The sequence below is a fragment of the Neolewinella sp. genome, from assembly GCF_965214665.1.
Classification (GTDB): Bacteria; Bacteroidota; Bacteroidia; order Chitinophagales; family Saprospiraceae; genus Neolewinella.
The window spans coordinates 25,863-44,352 of sequence record NZ_OZ243970.1; the positions used below are offsets into that span (position 1 = coordinate 25,863).

Here is an 18,490-nt window from a genome sequence, read left to right on the forward strand (position 1 = left end):
CACCCCCCACCCGCATGGCACAGTTCATCGACTACTACCAAACGCTCGGCGTCGATAAGTCGGCCGACGACAAGCAGCTCAAAAAGGCCTTCCGTAAACTGGCCCGCAAGTACCACCCCGACGTAGCCCCCGACGATAAGGACGCCGAGCAGAAGTTCAAGGCCGTCAATGAAGCCTACGCCGTGCTCTCCGACCCGGAAAAGCGCAAGAAGTACGATAAGTACGGCAAGGACTGGGAGCACGCCGAGGCCTTCGAGCAGGCCCGGCAGCAGGGAGGCGGATTTGGTGGCGGCGGCGGTAATCCCTTCGGCGGACAGTACACCTACTCCGGTGGCGCCGAGGGGGCCGATTTTTCCGACTTCTTCCGTGACATGTTCGGCGGGGCCGCAGGTGCAGGCTTCGGGGGTGGAGGCTTCGGTGGCGCCGGTGGCGGTGCCCGGGCCTACCGCGGCCGCGATATCGAAGCCGAACTCCGGGTCAGTCTGCAGGACGTACTGGAGGACAACAAGCAGGTACTCACTGTCGGCGACAAGCAACTCCGCGTCACTATTCCTGCGGGAGTGGAGGATGGACAGACACTGCGCCTACGCGGGCAGGGTAGTCCCGGCATGAACGGCGGACCGGCCGGCGACCTCTACATCACCTTCCGCGTCGCTACGCCGCCGGACTACCGCCGCGAGGGCGCCGACCTCTACAAAACGGAGGAGGTAGACCTGTATACCATGCTGCTCGGCGGTAAGATCACCGTGCAGACGCCGACTGGTGCGGTAAATCTGCCCGTCGCGGAAAACACACCCAACGGAAAAAGGGTACGGCTAAAGGGTAAGGGACTGCCTAAGTACAAACAGGGCGGTAGCGGCGATCTCTACCTCGATCTGACGGTCAAATTGCCGGAGTCCCTCACCGCCACCGAACGAGAAGCCTTCACGAAACTGGCCGGCCGCTAGCCGCCTAAACGCTAGACCCATGAAGCCCGGAGTAGCCTACATCACCGTACAGCAATTTTGCGCCTTCCACCACTGCGAGACCGTGGTCATCGAAGAGTTCCTGGACCATGGGATCTTCGAGGTGCAGCAGCAGAGCGAGATCCTGCTTATCCCCGAGGATCAGGTGCCGCGCATCGAGCGGGCGCTACGGCTGCGCAACGACCTGGGTGTGAATGCACCGGGCATCGATATCATCCTGCGCCTGGTGGAGCGGATCGAGGGGCGGGGTAGGGTGGAGGACCTTTGACGACCGGCGTTGGACGCTTTAAAGCGTCCAACGCCTAAAAAAAGCCCACCCGCCAGGGCTTGTACCGGGTAGGAATGAGCGTCAGGTGGGGGCCGTTCAGCTGCGGGCGCAAGAAGAGGATACCGAAGTGGTAGGTATCTATTGATGCGGTCACCCGGGGGTGCTGTCGCAGTTCGTTCCAGGCCCGTTCCATGCCCCGCGACCAGTGAATGTCGGCTACCACGATCACGCTTTCATTGGTTGCCTGTCGGAGTAACTGATTGACGTAATCGAGCGTAGGCCGGTAGCGGTGGTCACCGTCGAGGAACGCCAGTAGGCGGCAGGGGGGGAGATCGGCGTGGTGGGCTAACCAATCGTGAAAGGTAGCGATGTGCGGCTGCACAGCTTGTGTCACTCCGGCTTGTTGAAGAGTCTCGGTGGCCAGGGCAGCCACGGCCGCGTTGCCCTCTACGGTAAGCAGTGGGGTACGGGTATCGGCGGCGTGGAGATACACGGTGGAGATACCGGCATTGGTGCCGAACTCCACGATGCGCTCCGGCCGCAGCCACAGGGTCAGGCGGAAGAGCAGGCGACCCGAGCGGTCGGAGATGGCACTGGAGCGTACCAGGCTGGCGGCGGTACGCTGGGTGCGCCTGGTCGTCTGGCTAGGTGCGCCGAGCGACTGTAGAGGGACCATCTCCGAGCGCCCCTCCCAGTACCGGCGCAGCTGCGGGACGAGGTCGAAGGCGTGGTAGTGCCGGTCGTCAGTGTACACCTCGCGGACGAAGTGGCTCAGGAAGGGGGAGTGGACATCGTAGCGGGTGCGGGCGCGCAGGTACCAGTGTAGTGCGGCGGTGAGGCGGAAGAGCCAGTAGTGGAACTTAGCGGACACCCTGAACCCTGATGGTGTCGTCAGGAAGAACCAGGCGAGTGAAGTCTTTAGTATTATCGGTATAAAGCACCTCGGCTTCACATCTAATGGCAGCCTCAAAATGAAGTGCATCGTAGATAACCGCGCCTACTAGGGCAATCCGGGCGCACCGTCGGATAGCCGCTTCATAGTCTTGCTGCGACAACTCTACAAACTGTAAGATTTTGGGAAGCGTGTCGAGAAGTAATCCTTCAACTTTAGCCGGGATAAAGTGAATGTCTTGTTTGCTGGGTTTAGTCAGGTGGTGATAGAGTTCGGCATAGGTATGTAACGTAGTAGTCCACACCGTACCCTCCTCGGCAGCGCGCACTACAGTGGCGCGACAAACTCGGTGCATGGGGTGTTTCGCACTCAAAGCCGGTAGAATAACGGAGGTATCAACGTAACTGATCACAGGCCAGCCACCTTTCGCCCACGCTCTTCGCGACCTTCACGTATCATATCTACTACATCGAAGTCCCGTACCTTGCCGTCGAGATAATGAATAATCGGCCACCCGGATTCGGTGGTTTCGATCCATACCTTCTCCTTCGGCGATTTCTGCTGTGGATGTAACGCCACGGTTCCTTCCGGTTCGGACACTTCGAGCGCAAGACGGTCACCAGCCTGTAGGCCGATACGTAACCTGATTTTCTTTGGTATAAGCACTCGGCCAAACTTATCGATGGTAACGGTCATGAGGATGATTTTTGCCAATAAACAATTGTCTGCCAAATATAGTTCCATTCCCCAAACCTACACCCATGTCCCGCGGCTTCGTCAAAGAATCAGATCAGGAGGAACTTCCTATCATCCCGCCCCGCTCGCCGCTGCCGGCCGGGGAGACGAACTACGTGACGCCCACCGGATTGCAAGCCCTACGCACCGAACGGGAGCAACTGGAAACGGAGAAGGCCGCCCTGCCTACGGACAATGAGGACGAGCGCCGCCGCGCTGCCACGGTCATCGACGGTAAGCTGGCCCTGCTCGACCGGCGCATCTCGACCGCCCGCGTCCTCGACCCCCGGGAGCAACCGCAGAAGGAAGTACGATTCGGTGCCCACGTCACGCTGAAGCACGTCGCCACCGGTAAGCTCCAGGAGTTCCAAATAGTGGGCGTGGACGAGGCTAATGTGAAGGAGCGCAAGATCAGTTTTACGGCACCGATCGCCCGGGCGGTGACGGGGCTGTGGGTAGGGGAGATCGCGGACTTCCGACTGGGGGGCGAGCTTCGCCAACTGGAGGTGGTAGGGATACGGTACTAGGTGTGATGCTCTTCGACGTAAGCTGGGCGGTACTCCTCCGCGGTGATATCGGCGGGGTAGTCCTCCAGCTTATCGTACCAGTTTACCTTCAGGATGAGGGTAGTGATAGTCACCACCACCAGCGAGGCGATGAGCCAGGGCCAGTTCTTTACCACCATGAAGATGGGCGAGGCCGTGATGGCAGTTTGCCACACGATGCCGACGGCCACGTTGACCATATCGCGACCCGCGGCCCGGTTTTCCACCAGTTCGGGACGCTCGGCCCGACAGGCATCCACCACCGGCCCCCAGAAGCCCCAGGGGCGGGTGCGGAAGTAGAAGCCCTTAAGCACCGGCAGCGGATCGGGCGGGGTAGCCAGACTTCCCACGATGCAGCCCAGCAGACTCAGCGCCAGGTTGATGGGAAAGGCCTGTAGGGCGTCCAGGTCTAACCCCAGCGCGGGTAGGGCGGTGGGAAGAATGAGCGCCGCCAGGATACCGGCCACCATGCCCCAGAAGTAGCCGTAGGCGTTAAAGCGCCACCAGTACCACTTTAGCAAGTTGGCCGCGGTGTAGCCGCCGTAGAGTCCGCTGACCAGCCAGTTGATGATGCTATCTAGGCTATCCAGGAATAAGCCGAACACGCAGCCTACCACGACCACGCCGGCGCTGGCTAGGTAACTCATGTTAACGTAGGTGCGCTCCGGAGCATTGGGGTTGAGGTAGCGCTTATAGATGTCGTTGACTAGGTAAGCAGGCGCGGCATTGACCGCGGCGGCGAAAGTGGACATAAAGGCCGCTAGCAGTCCGGCGATCAGGAGCCCCAGCAGTCCGGTCGGAATAAATTCGCGCAGGGTAAAGGGTAGGATCTGCTCGAAGTCGACGTCCGGACCCATGCCGCGCAAATCGTCGCTGAAGTAGACCAGGGCCAAAACCGTAAGTCCGGCAATAAGCATATAGCGGGGGAAGAGCAGTACCACGTTCACGAAGCCGCTCATCTTGGCCGCGTCCTTGGGCGTGGCCGTGGAGAGCACCCGCTGCATATCGTAGGTCGGTGCCGGGCCGGCCATCGACTGCAAAATTCCCTTGAAGAGCACTAGCGAGAAGAAAAGTCCGAAGATCTCGTAGCCGTCCTCACTAATCTTATTCTGTACCTCCGGGATGAGGTTGCTCCAGTTCAGGTCCAGGTTCCAGCTAAAGCCGATTTGCCCCCAGCCATCGGGTACCACGGCGGCCAGCATCTCCGGCGAGATCTGCTGCATCGCGATCACCCCCACGGCGATACTGGCAATGGTCATGATCACGTACTGCAGTACCTCGGTAAATACCACGGAGTACATGCCCCCCTTGATCACGTAGCCCGTGGTAAGCACGGTAAAGATGATGGCCCAGTACATTTCGTTCCAGTAGGCGTCGGGTGAGAGCTGGAAGGGCAGAAAAGCCGCCGCAAACTTGCCGATGCCTAGAAAACCGAAGGCCACGTTAGCGATCACCACCAGTATGGCAAAAAGCACCACCACGATGTGCGATAGCCGCGAACCCAGCCCGTCGCCGAAGCGGAAGCGAATCCACTCCGCCCCCGTCATCACCCCCGACCGCCTGAGCCAGATCGACAAGAAGACCATCATGAATATCTGGTTAAACACCGGCCAGAGCCACGGGATCCACACCGACTTCAGGCCGTAGATAAAAAGCAGCGTCACCATCCACATCGTCCCCGATATATCGAACATGCCCGAGGCGTTGCTCAGGCCGAGGAACTGCCACTTGATCTCGTTGCCCCCGAGGAAGTAGTTCTCGATACTGCTACTGGCCTTTTTGGAGATGTAAAAGCCAATACCGATGGTCAAAAGGATGTACAGGACGATGATCCCGATGTCGATGGGGTGAAGTGCGAAATCCATTGGCGTAAGGTAAGTGAGTACAATGCGGCCTCCGGCCGTGGTAGACGTAGCAGCCTCCAGCTGCGAGAGCCGCCCTGGCGGCGACCGAGGCAACGCGAAAGATAACATCCGGTCTGATGAGCGCCTTGAGTAGCAAGAGCTGGCAGCATTTAGCGCAGCCAGAGGCTGCATTTTTCTGCCGCTGCCGGAGGCAGCATTGTACTTTTATCCCATGCGCTACCTCCTGATGTTGCTCCTTTCTACCCTCCTCGCCTGCAGCCCCGTAGAGGAGCCCAGCACCCGCGACCCCGCCACCACCGCCACCTTTCAGCAGCTCCTCACCGACTACCAGGAAGGCCGCCTCCAGCTCAACCCCCTCGAGGCCACCTTCCTGGGCGACGACCGCTACAACGACCGCCTGCCCAATATGCTCGCCCGGGAGTATAAGGAAGAAAGTCGCGCCTTTTTCCAGGACCACCTGCAGCGCCTGCAGCAGATCGACCGCGATGCCCTCGGGCCCACCGACCGGGTGAGCTACGACGTGCTCGACTGGGACCTCAACATTGCCCTCCAGGGTTTTGACTTCCACACCGAGCTGCTGCCCCTCGACCAGTTCGATAGCCCCCACCTGATGATCGGACAACTGGCCAGCGGACAGAGCGCCCAGCCCTTCCGGACCGCCGAGGACTACGAGAAGTGGCTGGCGCGCCTGGAAGATTTCGCCGTAATGATGGACACCGCCAAGGTCAACCTACAGCGCGGCTTGGCCCAAGGCTACGTACTGCCCCGCCCCCTGGCCGAAAAACTGCTACCGCAGCTCGAAAGTCTATCCGAAGAACCCCTAGAGAACCACCTCTTCTACAGTCCGGTGAAAATGATGGATAGCCTCAGCACCGACGACCGCAGCCGCCTCACCGAGGAGTACAAACGCATGGTCGGTCAGCGCATCATCCCACTGTTCACCGACCTGACGGCTTACGTGCGCGATGAGTACCTGCCGCAGACCCGCAGCAGCAGCGGTATCGACGCCATCCCGAACGGGAAGACCTACTACAACTACCTCATCAAGCTCTATACCACCACCGACATGGGGGCCGATGAGATTCACGAGCTCGGCCTTAGTGAGGTGGCCCGCCTGCGCGGCGAGATGGAAAGCGTGAAGGCCGAGGTGGGCTTCGACGGCGAGCTACAGGACTTTTTCGACTACGTCCGCACCCGCCCCGAGCTCATGCCCTTTACCGAGCCGGAACAGGTGATCGCCAACTTCGAGTCGATCTACGAACGCATGAAGCCGCAGCTCGCGGTGCTTTTTAACAAAGTACCCAAGACCGCCTTCGAGGTGCGCCGCACGGAGGCCTTTCGGGAGGCCAGTGCCTCGGCGGAGTACAATCCCGGTAGTCAGGACGGTAGCCGCCCCGGCATCTTCTACGTCCCCATCCCGGACGTGGAAGCGTACAACGTCTTTAGCGACGAGGACCTTTTCCTGCACGAGGCCATCCCCGGCCACCATTACCAGGTGAGCCTCACGCAGGAGAACGAGGACCTGCCCGCCTTCCGCCGCAACCTCTGGTATTCGGCCTACGGCGAGGGCTGGGCCCTGTACAGCGAGAGCCTGGGTCGCGAGCTCGGGCTGTACGAAGATCCCTACCAGTACTTCGGTATGCTCTCGGCCGAGATGCACCGCGCCATCCGCCTGGTCGTCGACACCGGTATCCACAGCAAGGGCTGGACCCGCGAGCGCGCCATTCAGTACAGCCTCGACAACGAGGCCGAGAGCGAGGCGAGCATCGTGGCCGAGATCGAGCGGTACATGGCCATCCCCGGGCAGGCGCTGAGCTATAAGGTCGGTCAGCTAAAAATCCGTGAATTACGGGCCCGGGCAGAGGAGGCGCTGGGGGATGAGTTTGACGTTAGGGCCTTCCATGACCTGGTGCTGGAGGGGGGCTGTCTACCGCTGGCGGTACTGGAGCAGAAGGTCAACGCATGGATTGAAGAGGCGAAGTAGGCTACCGCTTGGTAGCCTCGTCGGCGGGCGGGACGAGCAGGGCCGGAAGGTCAAGCTCGCGGTAGAGGGCATTGTAGGCGGCTACATCCTCGTCGATGATACGGTCGAGTACGCGGCGGTACGTCTGCCAGTCTTGCCGCAACTCCTCCAGCCGTGCCTGGGCGCCCTGGGTGACGACCGGTACGGGGCCGTCCACGCGGCTCTTTAGGTTCATCAGTTCGGCGTTCAGGCGGTTGGGGAAGTTGATGACGTCCTGGAAGGTCTTCTGCTCGGGTTGGATGAGGGTATTCTCCCACTCCGTGATGCGGTCGAGGATGGCTGTCCCCTTTGCTACTAAATCTTCCGTGCCGGATATACCCTGTAGGTTAGTGTTCAGCGCTTCGACCTGCCCGCGCACGCGGCGCATGCGGTTGACGGACAGGTGGATGTCGCGTACCGCTTCCTCTACCTCCGTCAGCAGGCGTACCTGGGCGGTATAGTCGGCCGGGGTAGCCTCGATACTGGGGTCGGCAAGTAATTTGGCCTGGGTGGTGACGGTGTCCGTCGGGGTAGCAAGGCGTAACGTATAGCTTCCGGGCGCTACGAGCCCGCCCCGGTAGTCACCCAGTACGAACACACCCTCTACGGCCGGTAGGGTAGCGCGGCGTAGGTCCCAGTTGAAGCGATTCAGCCCGGTTTCGGCCGGTAGGGCCGGGGAGGCGGGTGGGCCCCCGGGCCAGCTTTTGGTCTTTGCCGGCTGGCTGGTGTAGCTGCGGATCACGTCGCCGCTTTCATTCAGGACCTCAAGGGTCACTACGCTGCTGTCCATTTTTTCCGGCAGGTAGTAGTCGATGATGATACCCGGCGCGGCGTTTTCGCCTTCTCCTTCCTCCGGGCCGCCACCGGAACTAAGTGTATACCGGTAGGTGGGTTTGGGCGTTACGATGGCCGGGCTTTCCGGTAGCTCGGGGCCCATTTGTTGTAGGGCACCGAGATCGTCCAGCACCCAGAAGGCGCGGCCGGAGGTGGCTACGATCAGGTCGTTGTCGTGCACGACGAGGTCGAGGATGGGTACGTCGGGCAGGTTCAGCTTCGGTTTCTCCCAGCTTGCGCCGGCGTCGAAGGAGAGGTACAATCCACGTTCGCTGCCCCCGTAGAGCAGTTCGGGCCGCTTGGGGTCCTCGCGGATGACGCGCACAAACTCCTCTTCACCGAAATCTGAACTAATGCGCGTCCAGCTAGTGCCGTGGTCGGTGGTCCGGTAGGCTTCGGGGGTGAAGTCGTTGAACTTGTAGTTCGTCACGGCCAGGTAGGCGGTGCCGGGGTTGGTGGGGGAGACCTCGATGGCATTCACCTGGTGCTCACCCATACCGGCGGGGGTGATGTCAGTCCAGTTGCCGCCCTCGTTCTGGGTCAGCCACACGCGGCCGTCGTCCGTGCCGGCCCAGAGCTCCTCCGCCTGGTGCGGGCTGGCGACCAGGTAGGTGATGGTGCCGTAGATCTCGCCGCCGGCTCCCTCGTTGGTGAAGGGTCCGCCGCCATCGACTAGTTTGCTGGTGTCGTTGCGGGTGAGGTCGGGACTGATCTCGGTCCAACTGCGACCCCTATCCTGCGACCGCAGCACCTTGTTGCCCGCGTGGTAGAAGACACTAGGATCCTGGGGGGAGGCAACGATCGGTGCGTTCCAGTTAAATCGGTACTGCATGTCGGAGGGTGGGGTAGCCAGGCCCGCCACCGGGGTAGCCATGACGTCGACCTCGGTGCCCGTTTCGTTGTCGTACACCGAGATGTTGCCCTGGTAACTGCCGCCCATCACATAGCGGGGATCTTTGGAGTCGAAGGCGAGGAAGGCGCTCTCGCCCCCGGCGGTGGGGTGCCAGTCGGAGGTGCCGATGCCGCCGCCGCGGGTACGGCTTACGATGTCGACGGTACTGTTGTCCTGCTGGCCGCCGTAGATGCGGTAGGGTACCTGGTGGTCGGTGATGACGCGGTAGAACTGGGCGGTGGGTTGGTTGTCCTGGCTGCTCCAGCTCCTGCCACCGTCGAAAGTGATGGCCGCGCCGCCGTCGTTGCCCAGGATCATATTATCGGCATTGTCGGGGTTGATCCAGAGGTCGTGCTGGTCGCCGTGGTTGACCTCGATGGTGGCGAAGCTGGCCCCGCCGTCAATGGACTTCAGGACGGGGGCATTCAGTACGTACACCTGGTTCGGATTGACCGGGTCGGCAAAGATCTCGATGTAGTACCAGGCCCGGGCAACGGTGATGCGGTCCTTACTGGTCTGTTGCCAGCTCTTGCCGCCGTCATCGCTGCGGTAGACGCCGCCGCTATCCCCCGCTGCTTCGAGGTTGGCGAACACACGGTTTGGGCGGGCGGGACTGACCGATACGGCTACCTTGCCCAGGGTGTCGGGCAGGCCCTCCGTAAGTTGGTTCCAGGTGGTGCCTCCGTCGGTGGTTTTGTAGAGTCCGCTGCCGGGACCGCCGCTGCGGACGGTCCAGGGGTAGCGGCGGTGATCCCACATACCGGCGTAGAGCACACGTGGGTTGGTGGGGTCCATGCTTAAGTCGGCGGCACCCGTGGTGGCATCGACGTAGAGGACCCGCTCCCAGTGCTGTCCGCCATCGGTGCTACGGTATACTCCACGCTCTTCGCTCTCGCCGTATACGGCTCCCTGCACGGCTACGTAGACGTGGTCGGGATCCTGAGGGTGCACTACGATTTCTGCAATGTGCCGGCTACTGTCCATGCCAAGGTGCTGCCAGGTAGCGCCTCCATCGCCACTGCGGTAGACGCCATCGCCGGCCGAGGTCATTACTCCCCGTACGGCGTGCTCGCCGGTGCCGGCGTAGAGTACGTTAGGGTCGGAGGGGGCTACGGTAAGGGCACCAATGGAACCGGTATTGAGCTGGCCGTCGGAGATATTACGCCAGTGGTGGCCGGCGTCGTCGGTCCGGAAAATGCCGCCGCCCACCCCACCGAAGTAGTAGCGCAGCGGGTAGCCGGGTACCCCGGTGACCGCGTTGCTCCTCCCCCCACGGAAAGGACCGATGTTGCGAAATTCCAGGCTTTTGAATCGCTCGCTGCGGGTGGTGTCGGCCACCCCCTGGGCGGGGGCAAGTAGTGGGAAGCAGAGCAGTAGGAGCAGGGTGGGGAGTAATTTCATCGTCGTTATTTGCTACCAAGATAAACGGCAGTTGTCAGACCGTGAGGCTCCTGCTGCTGGGGCTACCTAGCGGCGATTGTCCGCCTTGATGTAGGCATTGAGCTCGCGGTAGTCCAGCTTGCCGTCGACGGATTTCAGGTAGTCGTGGATTTGAACGGCCTTTTTGGCCCGGGCCTCCAATCCTTTGAGCTTATCGATCTGGTAGAGCAGGCTGCGCTGTTTGCCGGGGGTGAGCCGGTGAAATACGGCGTATGCCGCGGGGTCGATATCCCAGAGCTCGGCGACCTCGGCCGGAAGGGGGATGCCATAGGTACTTGCGTCGGGCAGTAACTCAAGCGCCACTCGGTCTCCCAGTACTAAGCCGAAGCGCTCCCGCACTGCCTTGCTGACGGTTATGAAGAAGTTACCCTTCCCGTCCGGCATGAGTCCGGAGTGGATACTACCGGACCCGTTGATGTGGCAGATGACCCGGCTGGCATTTTCCTCCCGCTCCAGCAGTTGCGCTACGACCTCGTGCGGAATGGGGAAGACGGTGTAGTAGACGTCTCCGTAATTCAAGTCTTCGGCGGCGTCCGAAAGGGTAGTGGTGAGCTGCGCCACGGGTGGAAGATTTTTGGCGTTCTTGCACCAAGTTATGAAACGCGATTTCAACAAGTACCTCGATCATCTGGAGGAGGATGAGCTGCGGGCGGAACTGCAGAAACTCTATACCCGCTTCCCCGTCCTGCGCGAGTACTATACGATGGAGCTCACCGACCCCAAAAAGGTCATCGACAAGTACAAGGCTGGAATGCGCAAAGCTTTCTTTCCCACCCGCGGCCGGGGTAAGCGCGGCCGCTCGGTGTCCAGCAAGCTGATCAAGCGCTTTGCTGCCATCTCGATCTACCCCAAGGACCTGGTCGAGCTCTACTTCTACCGCGCCGAACTGATGACCGAGTACATCGGTGCCCGCCGCGTAGATAGCGAGGCCTTCCACGCCAGCACCGTCAAGACCTTCGCCCAGGCCTGTGAGATGGCCGAACGGGAGGTGCTGCTAGATTACTTTGCCGGTGGTGCGCGCCAGCTGGCGGAGCTATTCGAAGGGCAGCGGCGCGATCGACGACACAGCCTTTGGCCCATCTTCCAAAACTATTGGAGAGAGTGAAGTCGAAGAATAAGCTAGGGAATATGGCGAAGTGCAAAATAATTAGGTGTATTTACATAATTAGTCGGTACATCGCTTGGAATTCTTGTGTAGATTGTGTAAGTTGGTTGCCGCGATCGGCTTTGCATCCACGGCGTCCATCGCACCTGCGGCCCCGCCCCCATGGCGCATGCCACACCTGCCCCGCCTGCCCCGCCTGCCCCGCATTGCCACCCGCACCGCAACAACTCAACAACCCAACAACGCAATCTCAACAACCAACCCATGAGCACCACCGCCACCAGAAGCGCCGACACCCTAGCCAAGCCGAAGTTCAAAGACCAGTACGAGAATTACATTGGAGGAGAATGGACGCCACCGACGAACGGGGAATACTTCGATAACGTCTCGCCCGTAGATGGTAAAAGCTTTACTCGCATACCGCGCTCAACCAAGGAGGACGTGGACAAGGCCGTAGCAGCCGCCTGGAAAGCCGCCCCGCAGTGGAATAATAGCTCGGCCACCGAGCGGAGCAACATCCTGCTCAAGATCGCCCAGGTGATGGAGGATAACCTCGAGGTGCTGGCCCGCTCCGAGACCTGGGACAACGGTAAGGCCCTACGCGAGACCCGTGCCGCCGACATGCCGCTGGCCGTCGATCACTTCCGCTACTTTGCCGGAGTGATCCGCGCCGAGGAGGGTGGAGTGGCCGAGCTCAATAGCGACACCGTGTCGATGAACGTCTGGGAGCCGCTGGGCGTGGTGGGACAGATCATCCCCTGGAACTTCCCGATCCTGATGGCCGCCTGGAAACTAGCTCCCGCGCTGGCCGCCGGTAACTGCGTGGTACTCAAGCCCGCCGAGCAGACGCCCGTGGGCATCCTGCTGCTGATGGAGCTGATCGAGGACCTACTACCCGCCGGCGTACTCAACATCATTAATGGATTTGGCGTGGAGGCCGGTAAGCCGCTGGCCAGTCATCCGGACATCAACAAGATCGCCTTCACCGGCGAGACAACGACCGGGCAGTTGATCATGCAGTATGCCAGTAAGAACATCATCCCGGTAACCCTGGAGCTAGGCGGTAAGAGTCCGAACGTGTTCATGGAATCGGTAATGGAGGCCGACGATGCCTTCTTCGATAAGTGCCTGGAGGGGGCGGCCATGTTCGCGCTGAATCAGGGCGAGGTGTGTACCTGTCCGAGTAGACTGCTGGTGCAGGAATCGATCTACGATAAGTTCATGGAGCGCTTCATCGAGCGGGTGGAGGCGATCAAGATGGGCCATCCGCTGGACCCCTCGACCATGATGGGGGCCCAGGCCAGCAACGACCAGTACGAGAAGATCCTCAAGTACATCAAGATCGGTAAGGAAGAGGGCTGTAAAGTGCTCACCGGGGGCGAGCCGGCCTACGTCGACGGACTTGGCGAGGGCTTCTACATTCAGCCCACCGTGCTGGAGGGGAACAACAAGATGCGGGTGTTCCAGGAGGAGATCTTCGGTCCGGTGCTCTGCGTGACCACCTTCAAGGACGAGGCCGAGGCCATCGAGATCGCCAACGATACGCTCTACGGGCTGGGTGCTGGCGTGTGGACTCGCGATGCTCACCAGCTCTACCGCATCCCGCGCGCCATCAAGGCCGGTCGGGTGTGGGTGAACTGCTACCACGATTATCCGGCCCACGCTCCGTTCGGCGGGTACAAGAAGTCGGGCATCGGCCGCGAGAACCACAAGATGATGCTCGACCACTACCGGCAGACCAAGAACATGCTCATCAACTACAGCAAGGATAAGTTAGGCTTCTTCTAGGATGGCAAAGGTGGATATTACGAATGACGCCCGCGCCATCATCGATAAACTCCGCGCGCAGCACGGCCCCCTCATCTTTCACCAGAGTGGGGGCTGCTGCGACGGGAGCTCGCCGATGTGCTTTCCGGAGGGGGAGTTTTACATCGACGATAATGATGTATTACTGGGTGAGATTCACGGTTGCCCCTTTTACATGTCGAAGTTTCAGTACGAGTACTGGAAGCATACGCACCTGACGCTTGGTGTGACCGAGGGCCGGGGGGCGAGCTTTTCGGCGGAGGTGCCCCTGGGGCTGCGGTTTGTAATTGACTCGCGGTTGTTGGTGGAGGCCGACCGTTAGCGCGGGGAACTAGGCGGAAAGACTCTGGGGATTAGCGGGATAGGCGCGCTCGAGCTGGTAGGCTCCGGGGCTGGTCCCGTGGTGCTCGCGGAAGATGCGGCAGAAATAACTCACGCTGTTGAAGCCGCAGCGCATGGCTACCTCACGGATGTTCTGGCGGGGATCGAGCAGTAGGTGAGCGGCCAGGGCCATCCGTTCGTCGTTGATGAATTCCACCGGTGTGCGGCCCAGTTCGGTACGGAAGGCCTGGTAGAAGGCTGACTCACTCATATAGGCGAGTTTACTTAGCTGCTTGACGGAAAGCTTATGGTCGAGGTTTTTTCGTATGTAGGTAATCACCGCGCTAAGGGGATATTGCGTGGCGTTGAGCTCCGCCTCTAGCAGTGAGCGGGATTTACTCTCCGCATCGAGTAGCCGAACGAGAAGCTCCCGGAGCAGCATTGATACGAATAATTCCTTGGAGGGGTGGTTTTCCGTACAGAGATAGGTGAGGCGCTGGAGCAGATGATTGATCTCCGGCCGCTGCACGAAGTGGAAGGGGTCGGTGGAGGGCGCCCATTCCTCACCATCGGTGCGTCGCCGAGTCTCATTAAGCAGTTGGGCGGCGAGTTGGAATTCTCGGCCATCAATCTCCAGGGCCAGGCACTTGATGGGGCTGCGCTCGGTGGCATCGGGAAGGTCTAGATCCATCACCTCATTGCCGGGCAGAAGTATCGACTCGCCGGGCAGAAAGGCAAAACTGGGTTGGTCGCGCAGATCGACCGTCTTTCTACCCCGGACCATACTGGCAAGTATGGAGTGCTCAAAGCGAATGCCCTGCACGCGGCATGGCTCATAGGTCTCGAATAGATTAAGCTCCATCGAAGGAAAACCGTAGAGGGTGCGATTTTCCACAATCGTGTAGAGGGGACGGTCCCGCAGGTGGTCGATTCTTAACATGGGGTAGGTGTAGAAAGACGGTTAAATCAACTGCTAAGTGACCAGAAGATAGGGGATTAATCGCAACTATCCAAAGCTGGAACATTCTTCAATCGCTTTGTAGAATAGTGCAATACCCCTACCTGCCCCGCTCCCTACCTTTATGAATGGTAATAAATAAGATGTGGTCCTAGCCTTACCCTAAAAGATCTTGTGTCAATACGTAGTCTCTAAAACGTTGCCTTAGCCGGACGATACCTATATCATCCGGCTTTTTTTTGTCCCCTAGTCCAGCACCCAGACACTAATCCACATCGTCTCTCCGGCTAATTCTATTTCCGTGCCGTCGTCAGGACGGTCGGATTCGGTTAACTGATCAGCCAGGATTTCTTCGGCGATGTAGATGTGGTGGGCGGCCACCGCGGCGGTCACTGACCCGGAACCGCGGTACCTTACCCCGATGCGGTCGGTCACCCCGAATCCACGCTCTTTGCGCAAGTTCTGAATGCGACTCACCAACTCGCGGGCCAGTCCCTCGCGGGCCAGCTCCGGGGTGACGTTTACATCGAGGGCCACGGTCAGTTCGCCGTCGGTAGCCACCTTCCAGCCGGGAATGTCTTCGGTGACGACCTCTACCTCGTCGGTGGTGACACGGACTGATTCACCCTCTAAATCTAAGGTATAGCTGCCGGTGGCTTCCAGCTCATTGATCGCCTCACTACTCATGGCTGAGATCGCCTTAGCTGCCGCCTTCATTTGCTTACCGAGTCGCTTACCGAGCACCTTGAAGTTAGCCTTTACGGACTTCTTCAGAAAGTCATCGTCGGTCAAAAACTCCACCTCCTTGATGTTAGTCTCGGCTTTGATGATGTGGGCTACCTCGGCCACCTGCCGGCGAAACTCATCACTCAGGGCGGGAATCAGCACCTTCTGTAGCGGCTGCCGCACCCGAAGTTTCTCCCGCTTGCGCAAGCTCAGCACTAGGGAGGAGATACGCTGGGCGTAGGCCATACGCTGCTCCAGATCGGTGTCGATGCGGGCGGGGTCCGCGGGTGCAAGGAGGGTGAGGTGGACGGAAGGAGGAAGGGACTGAGGGACGGAGGGATCGAGGGACTGCGAGAGATTACGGTACAGCCAATCGGCGAAAAACGGTGCCACTGGAGCCATCAGTTGACTCACCCGCAGCAGACAGGTATGCAGCGTATAGTAAGCCGCCCGCTTATCCGCCGTCATCTCCCCCCGCCAGAACCGCCGCCGGCTCTGCCGTACGTACCAGTTGCTGAGCTCGTCGTTGACGAAGCCGTCGATGGCCCGGATGGCCGGGGTGGCATCGTAGGCGGAGAACAGCTCGTCGACCTGTTGGGTGAGGCTCTCGAGTCGGCTTAGCACCCAGCGGTCGATCTCGGCTAGCTCGAGTTCCCTGGCACTCCCGATAGCTATCGGGACCCCGCCCCCCTGGGGTACGGTGTAATTATCGATATTGGCGTAAAGCGCGAAAAAGCCGTAGGTGTTGTAGAGGGTACCGAAGAAGCGGCGCTGCACCTCCTTGATGCCCTCGAGGTCGAACTTGAGGTTGTCCCAGGGGTCGCTGTTGCCGATCATGTACCAGCGCGTGGCGTCGGCGCCGAAGGTATCGATGGTGGTGAAGGGGTCGACGGCGTTGCCGAGTCGTTTGGACATCTTTTTGCCGTCCTTGTCCAGGACCAGTCCGTTCGAAACGACGTTTTTGTACGCCACCGAGTCGAAGACCATGGTGGCGATGGCGTGTAGAGTATAGAACCAGCCCCGCGTTTGGTCTACGCCTTCGGCGATGAAGTCGGCTGGGAAGGAATGGGTGAAGGTTTCCCTGTTCTCGAAGGGATAGTGCAGCTGTGCATAGGGCATACTCCCCGAATCAAACCACACATCGATCAGGTCGAGCTCGCGGCGCAGCTCCTTGCCGTTCTGCCACAGCACCACCTCGTCGATGTAGGGGCGGTGGAGATCCTGGGGTACCTGCTGGTCGAGGCCTAGCTCGCGGTTGGCGACCTGTACGAGCTCCTCCATCTCGGCTAGGGAGCCGATGCAGACTTCCTCCTCCCCGTCCTCACTACGCCAGATTGGCAGCGGGATACCCCAGTAGCGGCTGCGGCTGAGGTTCCAGTCCTGCAGATTCTCCAGCCACTTGCCGAAGCGGCCCTCCCCGGTGCTAGCCGGCTGCCAGTTGATGGTCTTATTGAGCTCCTGCATCCGCTCCTTCACCGCGCTGGCCTTGATGAACCAGCTATCAAGGGGGTAGTAGAGCACGGGTTTATCGGTGCGCCAGCAGTGGGGGTAGGAGTGGCTGTACTTGGCTACGTTGAAGGCCCGACCGGCTTTCTTCAGGTGGACGGCGATGTCGATGTTGACGTCGAAGTATCCCTCCTCGTCCTTGTAGTCCTTGACGTAGCGCCCGGCGAAGGGGCCGGCTTCCTCAGTAAATTTGCCCGTCTTATCCACTAGCGTGAGCGAGCCGATGCCGTTGAGCTTGCCGACCAGCATATCGTCTGCACCGAAGCTGGGGGCCGTATGCACGATACCGGTGCCGGCCTCGGTGGTCACGAAGTCGCCCGGGATGACCCGAAAGGCATCCCCATCCGTAGGCGTAGCCCCCGGCAGTAGTTGCTCGTAGCGCAATCCTACTAATTCCGACCCCTTAAAGGACTTACTCTGCTCCTCTACCTCCGGCTGATTGTTGCCACCAAACCATTTATCGACCAGCGCCTCGGCCAGTACGACCTCGATGGGCTCCTCGGTGTAGGGGTTCTTGGTCTTGACCCGCACATAGTCGATGGCGGGACCTACAGTGAGCGCCGTGTTACTCGGTAAGGTCCAGGGAGTAGTAGTCCAAGCAAGTAAAAACAGCGACTCCTTAACCCCTTCACCCCCTAACTCCTTAACTCCTTCCAACTTAAACATTGCCACCACCGTAGTATCCGTCACGTCCTGATACGCCCCCGGCATATTAAGCTCGTGACTACTCAGTCCGGTACCGGCGGCGGGGCTGTAGGGCTGAATGGTGTAGCCCTTGTAGATCAGGCCCTTGTCATAGATCTGCTTGAGGAGCCACCAGACGGACTCCATGTACTCCCGCTCGTAGGTGATGTAGGGATTTTCCAGGTCGACCCAGTAACCCATTTTGCGGGTGATGTCGTCCCAGACGTCCTTGTAGCGCATGACGGTCTCGCGGCAGGCGCGGTTGTAATCATCCACGCTGATCTTGGTGCCGATATCCTCCTTGGTGATGCCGAGTTCGGACTCCACCTTGAGTTCGATGGGTAGGCCGTGGGTGTCCCAGCCGCCCTTGCGCTCCACGCGCTTGCCCTTCAGGGTCTGGAAGCGGCAGAACATATCCTTGATCGTTCGGGCCATCACGTGGTGGATGCCTGGCTGTCCGTTGGCACTGGGGGGACCTTCGTAGAATACGAACGAATTACCGGCCGGCCGCTCCTCGATGCTACGCCGGAAGATGTCCTGCTCGGCCCAGAAGGCGAGGATGTCTCGGTCGATAGCGGGTAGGTCGAGGGTCTTGTATTCCTGGTACATGGCGGAAGGGGGATGAGCGGGCGGGGCGCAAAATAGGAAAGCTGCAAGGCCCGTGGCCGGTAACGACCCAGGCTGGCCCATAGTTTCAGGGGGGCGCCCCGATAGCTATCGGGGGCAGGTGCGACGACCGTTGAAAAATAAATTTGCACGTTTGCGTACTAAAGATTACATTTAATGTATCTTACGAGCCCGGCATCGCGGTATTAATTACGGCAGGGTCCGGTAAGAAATAGTTTTCATTTGGTTTTTTGGGGTTATTGGGAGGCAACTTGTTGCCTCTTTTTTTTTCGCGCAGCGGCGGGGCGCCGCTGCTAGCCCAAGGCTAGCGCCCTGGGTT

Annotated in this window: 15 protein-coding genes; 7 read left to right on the forward strand and 8 right to left on the reverse strand. The window is 60.0% G+C overall.

Annotated elements, in window-relative coordinates:
- Positions 1-14: 14 nt before the first annotated feature.
- Positions 15-947 carry a DnaJ C-terminal domain-containing protein gene (locus ACOOHD_RS00475; protein WP_420459602.1) on the forward strand — a complete coding sequence of 311 codons (933 nt, stop codon included), beginning with the start codon at positions 15-17 and terminating at the stop codon, positions 945-947.
- 19 nt (positions 948-966) lie between these two features.
- Positions 967-1,233: a chaperone modulator CbpM gene (locus tag ACOOHD_RS00480; RefSeq protein WP_420459603.1), complete on the forward strand. Its 267-nt coding sequence runs from the start codon at positions 967-969 to the stop codon at positions 1,231-1,233.
- A 34-nt stretch (positions 1,234-1,267) separates the two neighbouring features.
- On the opposite strand, the gene ACOOHD_RS00485 is transcribed toward ACOOHD_RS00480, so the two are convergent.
- The 3 genes from ACOOHD_RS00485 to ACOOHD_RS00495 are packed head-to-tail and all read right to left on the reverse strand — an operon-like array spanning position 1,268 to position 2,821.
- Positions 1,268-2,104, reverse strand: coding sequence for an O-methyltransferase (locus tag ACOOHD_RS00485; RefSeq protein WP_420459604.1), 837 nt, complete (start codon positions 2,102-2,104; stop codon positions 1,268-1,270).
- Entirely contained in the window at positions 2,094-2,537 is a 444-nt protein-coding gene (locus tag ACOOHD_RS00490; protein ID WP_420459605.1) for a type II toxin-antitoxin system VapC family toxin, read from the reverse strand. Before ACOOHD_RS00490 ends, ACOOHD_RS00485 begins: the two co-directional genes overlap by 11 nt.
- A complete protein-coding gene (locus ACOOHD_RS00495) occupies positions 2,534-2,821 on the reverse strand; it encodes an AbrB/MazE/SpoVT family DNA-binding domain-containing protein (protein WP_420459606.1) in 288 nt (95 codons plus the stop codon). The genes ACOOHD_RS00490 and ACOOHD_RS00495 overlap by 4 nt, the downstream gene beginning before the upstream one ends.
- 65 nt (positions 2,822-2,886) lie before the next feature.
- On the opposite strand from ACOOHD_RS00495, the gene ACOOHD_RS00500 reads away from it, so the two are divergent.
- Positions 2,887-3,387 (forward strand): GreA/GreB family elongation factor, encoded by a 501-nt coding sequence (locus ACOOHD_RS00500; RefSeq protein WP_420459607.1) that lies wholly within the window; start codon positions 2,887-2,889, stop codon positions 3,385-3,387.
- Here the strand turns inward: ACOOHD_RS00500 and ACOOHD_RS00505 are convergent.
- Complete coding sequence (locus ACOOHD_RS00505; RefSeq protein WP_420459608.1) at positions 3,384-5,270, reverse strand: sodium:solute symporter family protein; 1,887 nt, start codon at positions 5,268-5,270, stop codon at positions 3,384-3,386. The two genes, ACOOHD_RS00500 and ACOOHD_RS00505, sit on opposite strands and share 4 nt — an antisense overlap.
- A 211-nt stretch (positions 5,271-5,481) precedes the next feature.
- Here ACOOHD_RS00505 and ACOOHD_RS00510 point away from each other — a divergent pair, with 211 nt between their 5' ends.
- Complete coding sequence (locus ACOOHD_RS00510; RefSeq protein WP_420459609.1) at positions 5,482-7,254, forward strand: DUF885 domain-containing protein; 1,773 nt, start codon at positions 5,482-5,484, stop codon at positions 7,252-7,254.
- A 1-nt stretch (position 7,255) separates the two neighbouring features.
- Here the strand turns inward: ACOOHD_RS00510 and ACOOHD_RS00515 are convergent, their stop codons facing one another.
- Together ACOOHD_RS00515 and ACOOHD_RS00520 are read right to left on the reverse strand one after the other, a co-directional pair.
- Positions 7,256-10,399 carry a WD40/YVTN/BNR-like repeat-containing protein gene (locus tag ACOOHD_RS00515; RefSeq protein WP_420459610.1) on the reverse strand — a complete coding sequence of 1,048 codons (3,144 nt, stop codon included), beginning with the start codon at positions 10,397-10,399 and terminating at the stop codon, positions 7,256-7,258.
- 66 nt (positions 10,400-10,465) lie between these two features.
- On the reverse strand, positions 10,466-10,999 hold the full coding sequence (locus ACOOHD_RS00520) for a YdeI/OmpD-associated family protein (RefSeq protein WP_420459611.1): 534 nt from the start codon (positions 10,997-10,999) through the stop codon (positions 10,466-10,468).
- A 34-nt stretch (positions 11,000-11,033) separates the two neighbouring features.
- On the opposite strand from ACOOHD_RS00520, the gene ACOOHD_RS00525 reads away from it, so the two are divergent.
- The 3 genes from ACOOHD_RS00525 to ACOOHD_RS00535 all read left to right on the forward strand — a co-directional run bounded on the left by ACOOHD_RS00525 (position 11,034) and on the right by ACOOHD_RS00535 (position 13,671).
- Entirely contained in the window at positions 11,034-11,543 is a 510-nt protein-coding gene (locus ACOOHD_RS00525; protein WP_420459612.1) for a DUF6155 family protein, read from the forward strand.
- Positions 11,544-11,807: 264 nt separating this feature from the next.
- Complete coding sequence (locus tag ACOOHD_RS00530; protein WP_420459613.1) at positions 11,808-13,331, forward strand: aldehyde dehydrogenase family protein; 1,524 nt, start codon at positions 11,808-11,810, stop codon at positions 13,329-13,331.
- 1 nt (position 13,332) lies between these two features.
- Complete coding sequence (locus ACOOHD_RS00535) at positions 13,333-13,671, forward strand: DUF779 domain-containing protein (RefSeq protein ID WP_420459614.1); 339 nt, start codon at positions 13,333-13,335, stop codon at positions 13,669-13,671.
- A gap of 9 nt (positions 13,672-13,680) precedes the next feature.
- Here the strand turns inward: ACOOHD_RS00535 and ACOOHD_RS00540 are convergent, their stop codons facing one another.
- The gene (locus ACOOHD_RS00540; protein ID WP_420459615.1) at positions 13,681-14,610 is read right to left on the reverse strand and encodes a helix-turn-helix domain-containing protein; all 930 of its coding nucleotides are present in this window, start codon (positions 14,608-14,610) and stop codon (positions 13,681-13,683) included.
- Between the two features lie 264 nt (positions 14,611-14,874).
- Positions 14,875-18,153 (reverse strand): isoleucine--tRNA ligase, encoded by a 3,279-nt coding sequence (gene ileS, locus ACOOHD_RS00545; RefSeq protein ID WP_420459616.1) that lies wholly within the window; start codon positions 18,151-18,153, stop codon positions 14,875-14,877.
- Between the last annotated feature and the right edge of the window lie 337 nt (positions 18,154-18,490).

Bases quoted from the DNA above. Each gene is read 5' to 3' on its own strand.
- ACOOHD_RS00475 (WP_420459602.1), top strand. From the start codon at position 15: ATGGCACAGTTCATCGACTACTACCAAACGCTCGGCGTCGATAAGTCG.
- ACOOHD_RS00480 (WP_420459603.1), top strand. From the start codon at position 967: ATGAAGCCCGGAGTAGCCTACATCACCGTACAGCAATTTTGCGCCTTC.
- ACOOHD_RS00495 (WP_420459606.1), bottom strand. From the start codon at position 2,821: ATGACCGTTACCATCGATAAGTTTGGCCGAGTGCTTATACCAAAGAAA.
- ACOOHD_RS00500 (WP_420459607.1), top strand. From the start codon at position 2,887: ATGTCCCGCGGCTTCGTCAAAGAATCAGATCAGGAGGAACTTCCTATC.
- ACOOHD_RS00505 (WP_420459608.1), bottom strand. From the start codon at position 5,270: ATGGATTTCGCACTTCACCCCATCGACATCGGGATCATCGTCCTGTAC.
- ACOOHD_RS00510 (WP_420459609.1), top strand. From the start codon at position 5,482: ATGCGCTACCTCCTGATGTTGCTCCTTTCTACCCTCCTCGCCTGCAGC.
- ACOOHD_RS00515 (WP_420459610.1), bottom strand. From the start codon at position 10,399: ATGAAATTACTCCCCACCCTGCTCCTACTGCTCTGCTTCCCACTACTT.
- ACOOHD_RS00525 (WP_420459612.1), top strand. From the start codon at position 11,034: ATGAAACGCGATTTCAACAAGTACCTCGATCATCTGGAGGAGGATGAG.
- ACOOHD_RS00530 (WP_420459613.1), top strand. From the start codon at position 11,808: ATGAGCACCACCGCCACCAGAAGCGCCGACACCCTAGCCAAGCCGAAG.
- ACOOHD_RS00535 (WP_420459614.1), top strand. From the start codon at position 13,333: ATGGCAAAGGTGGATATTACGAATGACGCCCGCGCCATCATCGATAAA.
- ACOOHD_RS00540 (WP_420459615.1), bottom strand. From the start codon at position 14,610: ATGTTAAGAATCGACCACCTGCGGGACCGTCCCCTCTACACGATTGTG.
- ileS (WP_420459616.1), bottom strand. From the start codon at position 18,153: ATGTACCAGGAATACAAGACCCTCGACCTACCCGCTATCGACCGAGAC.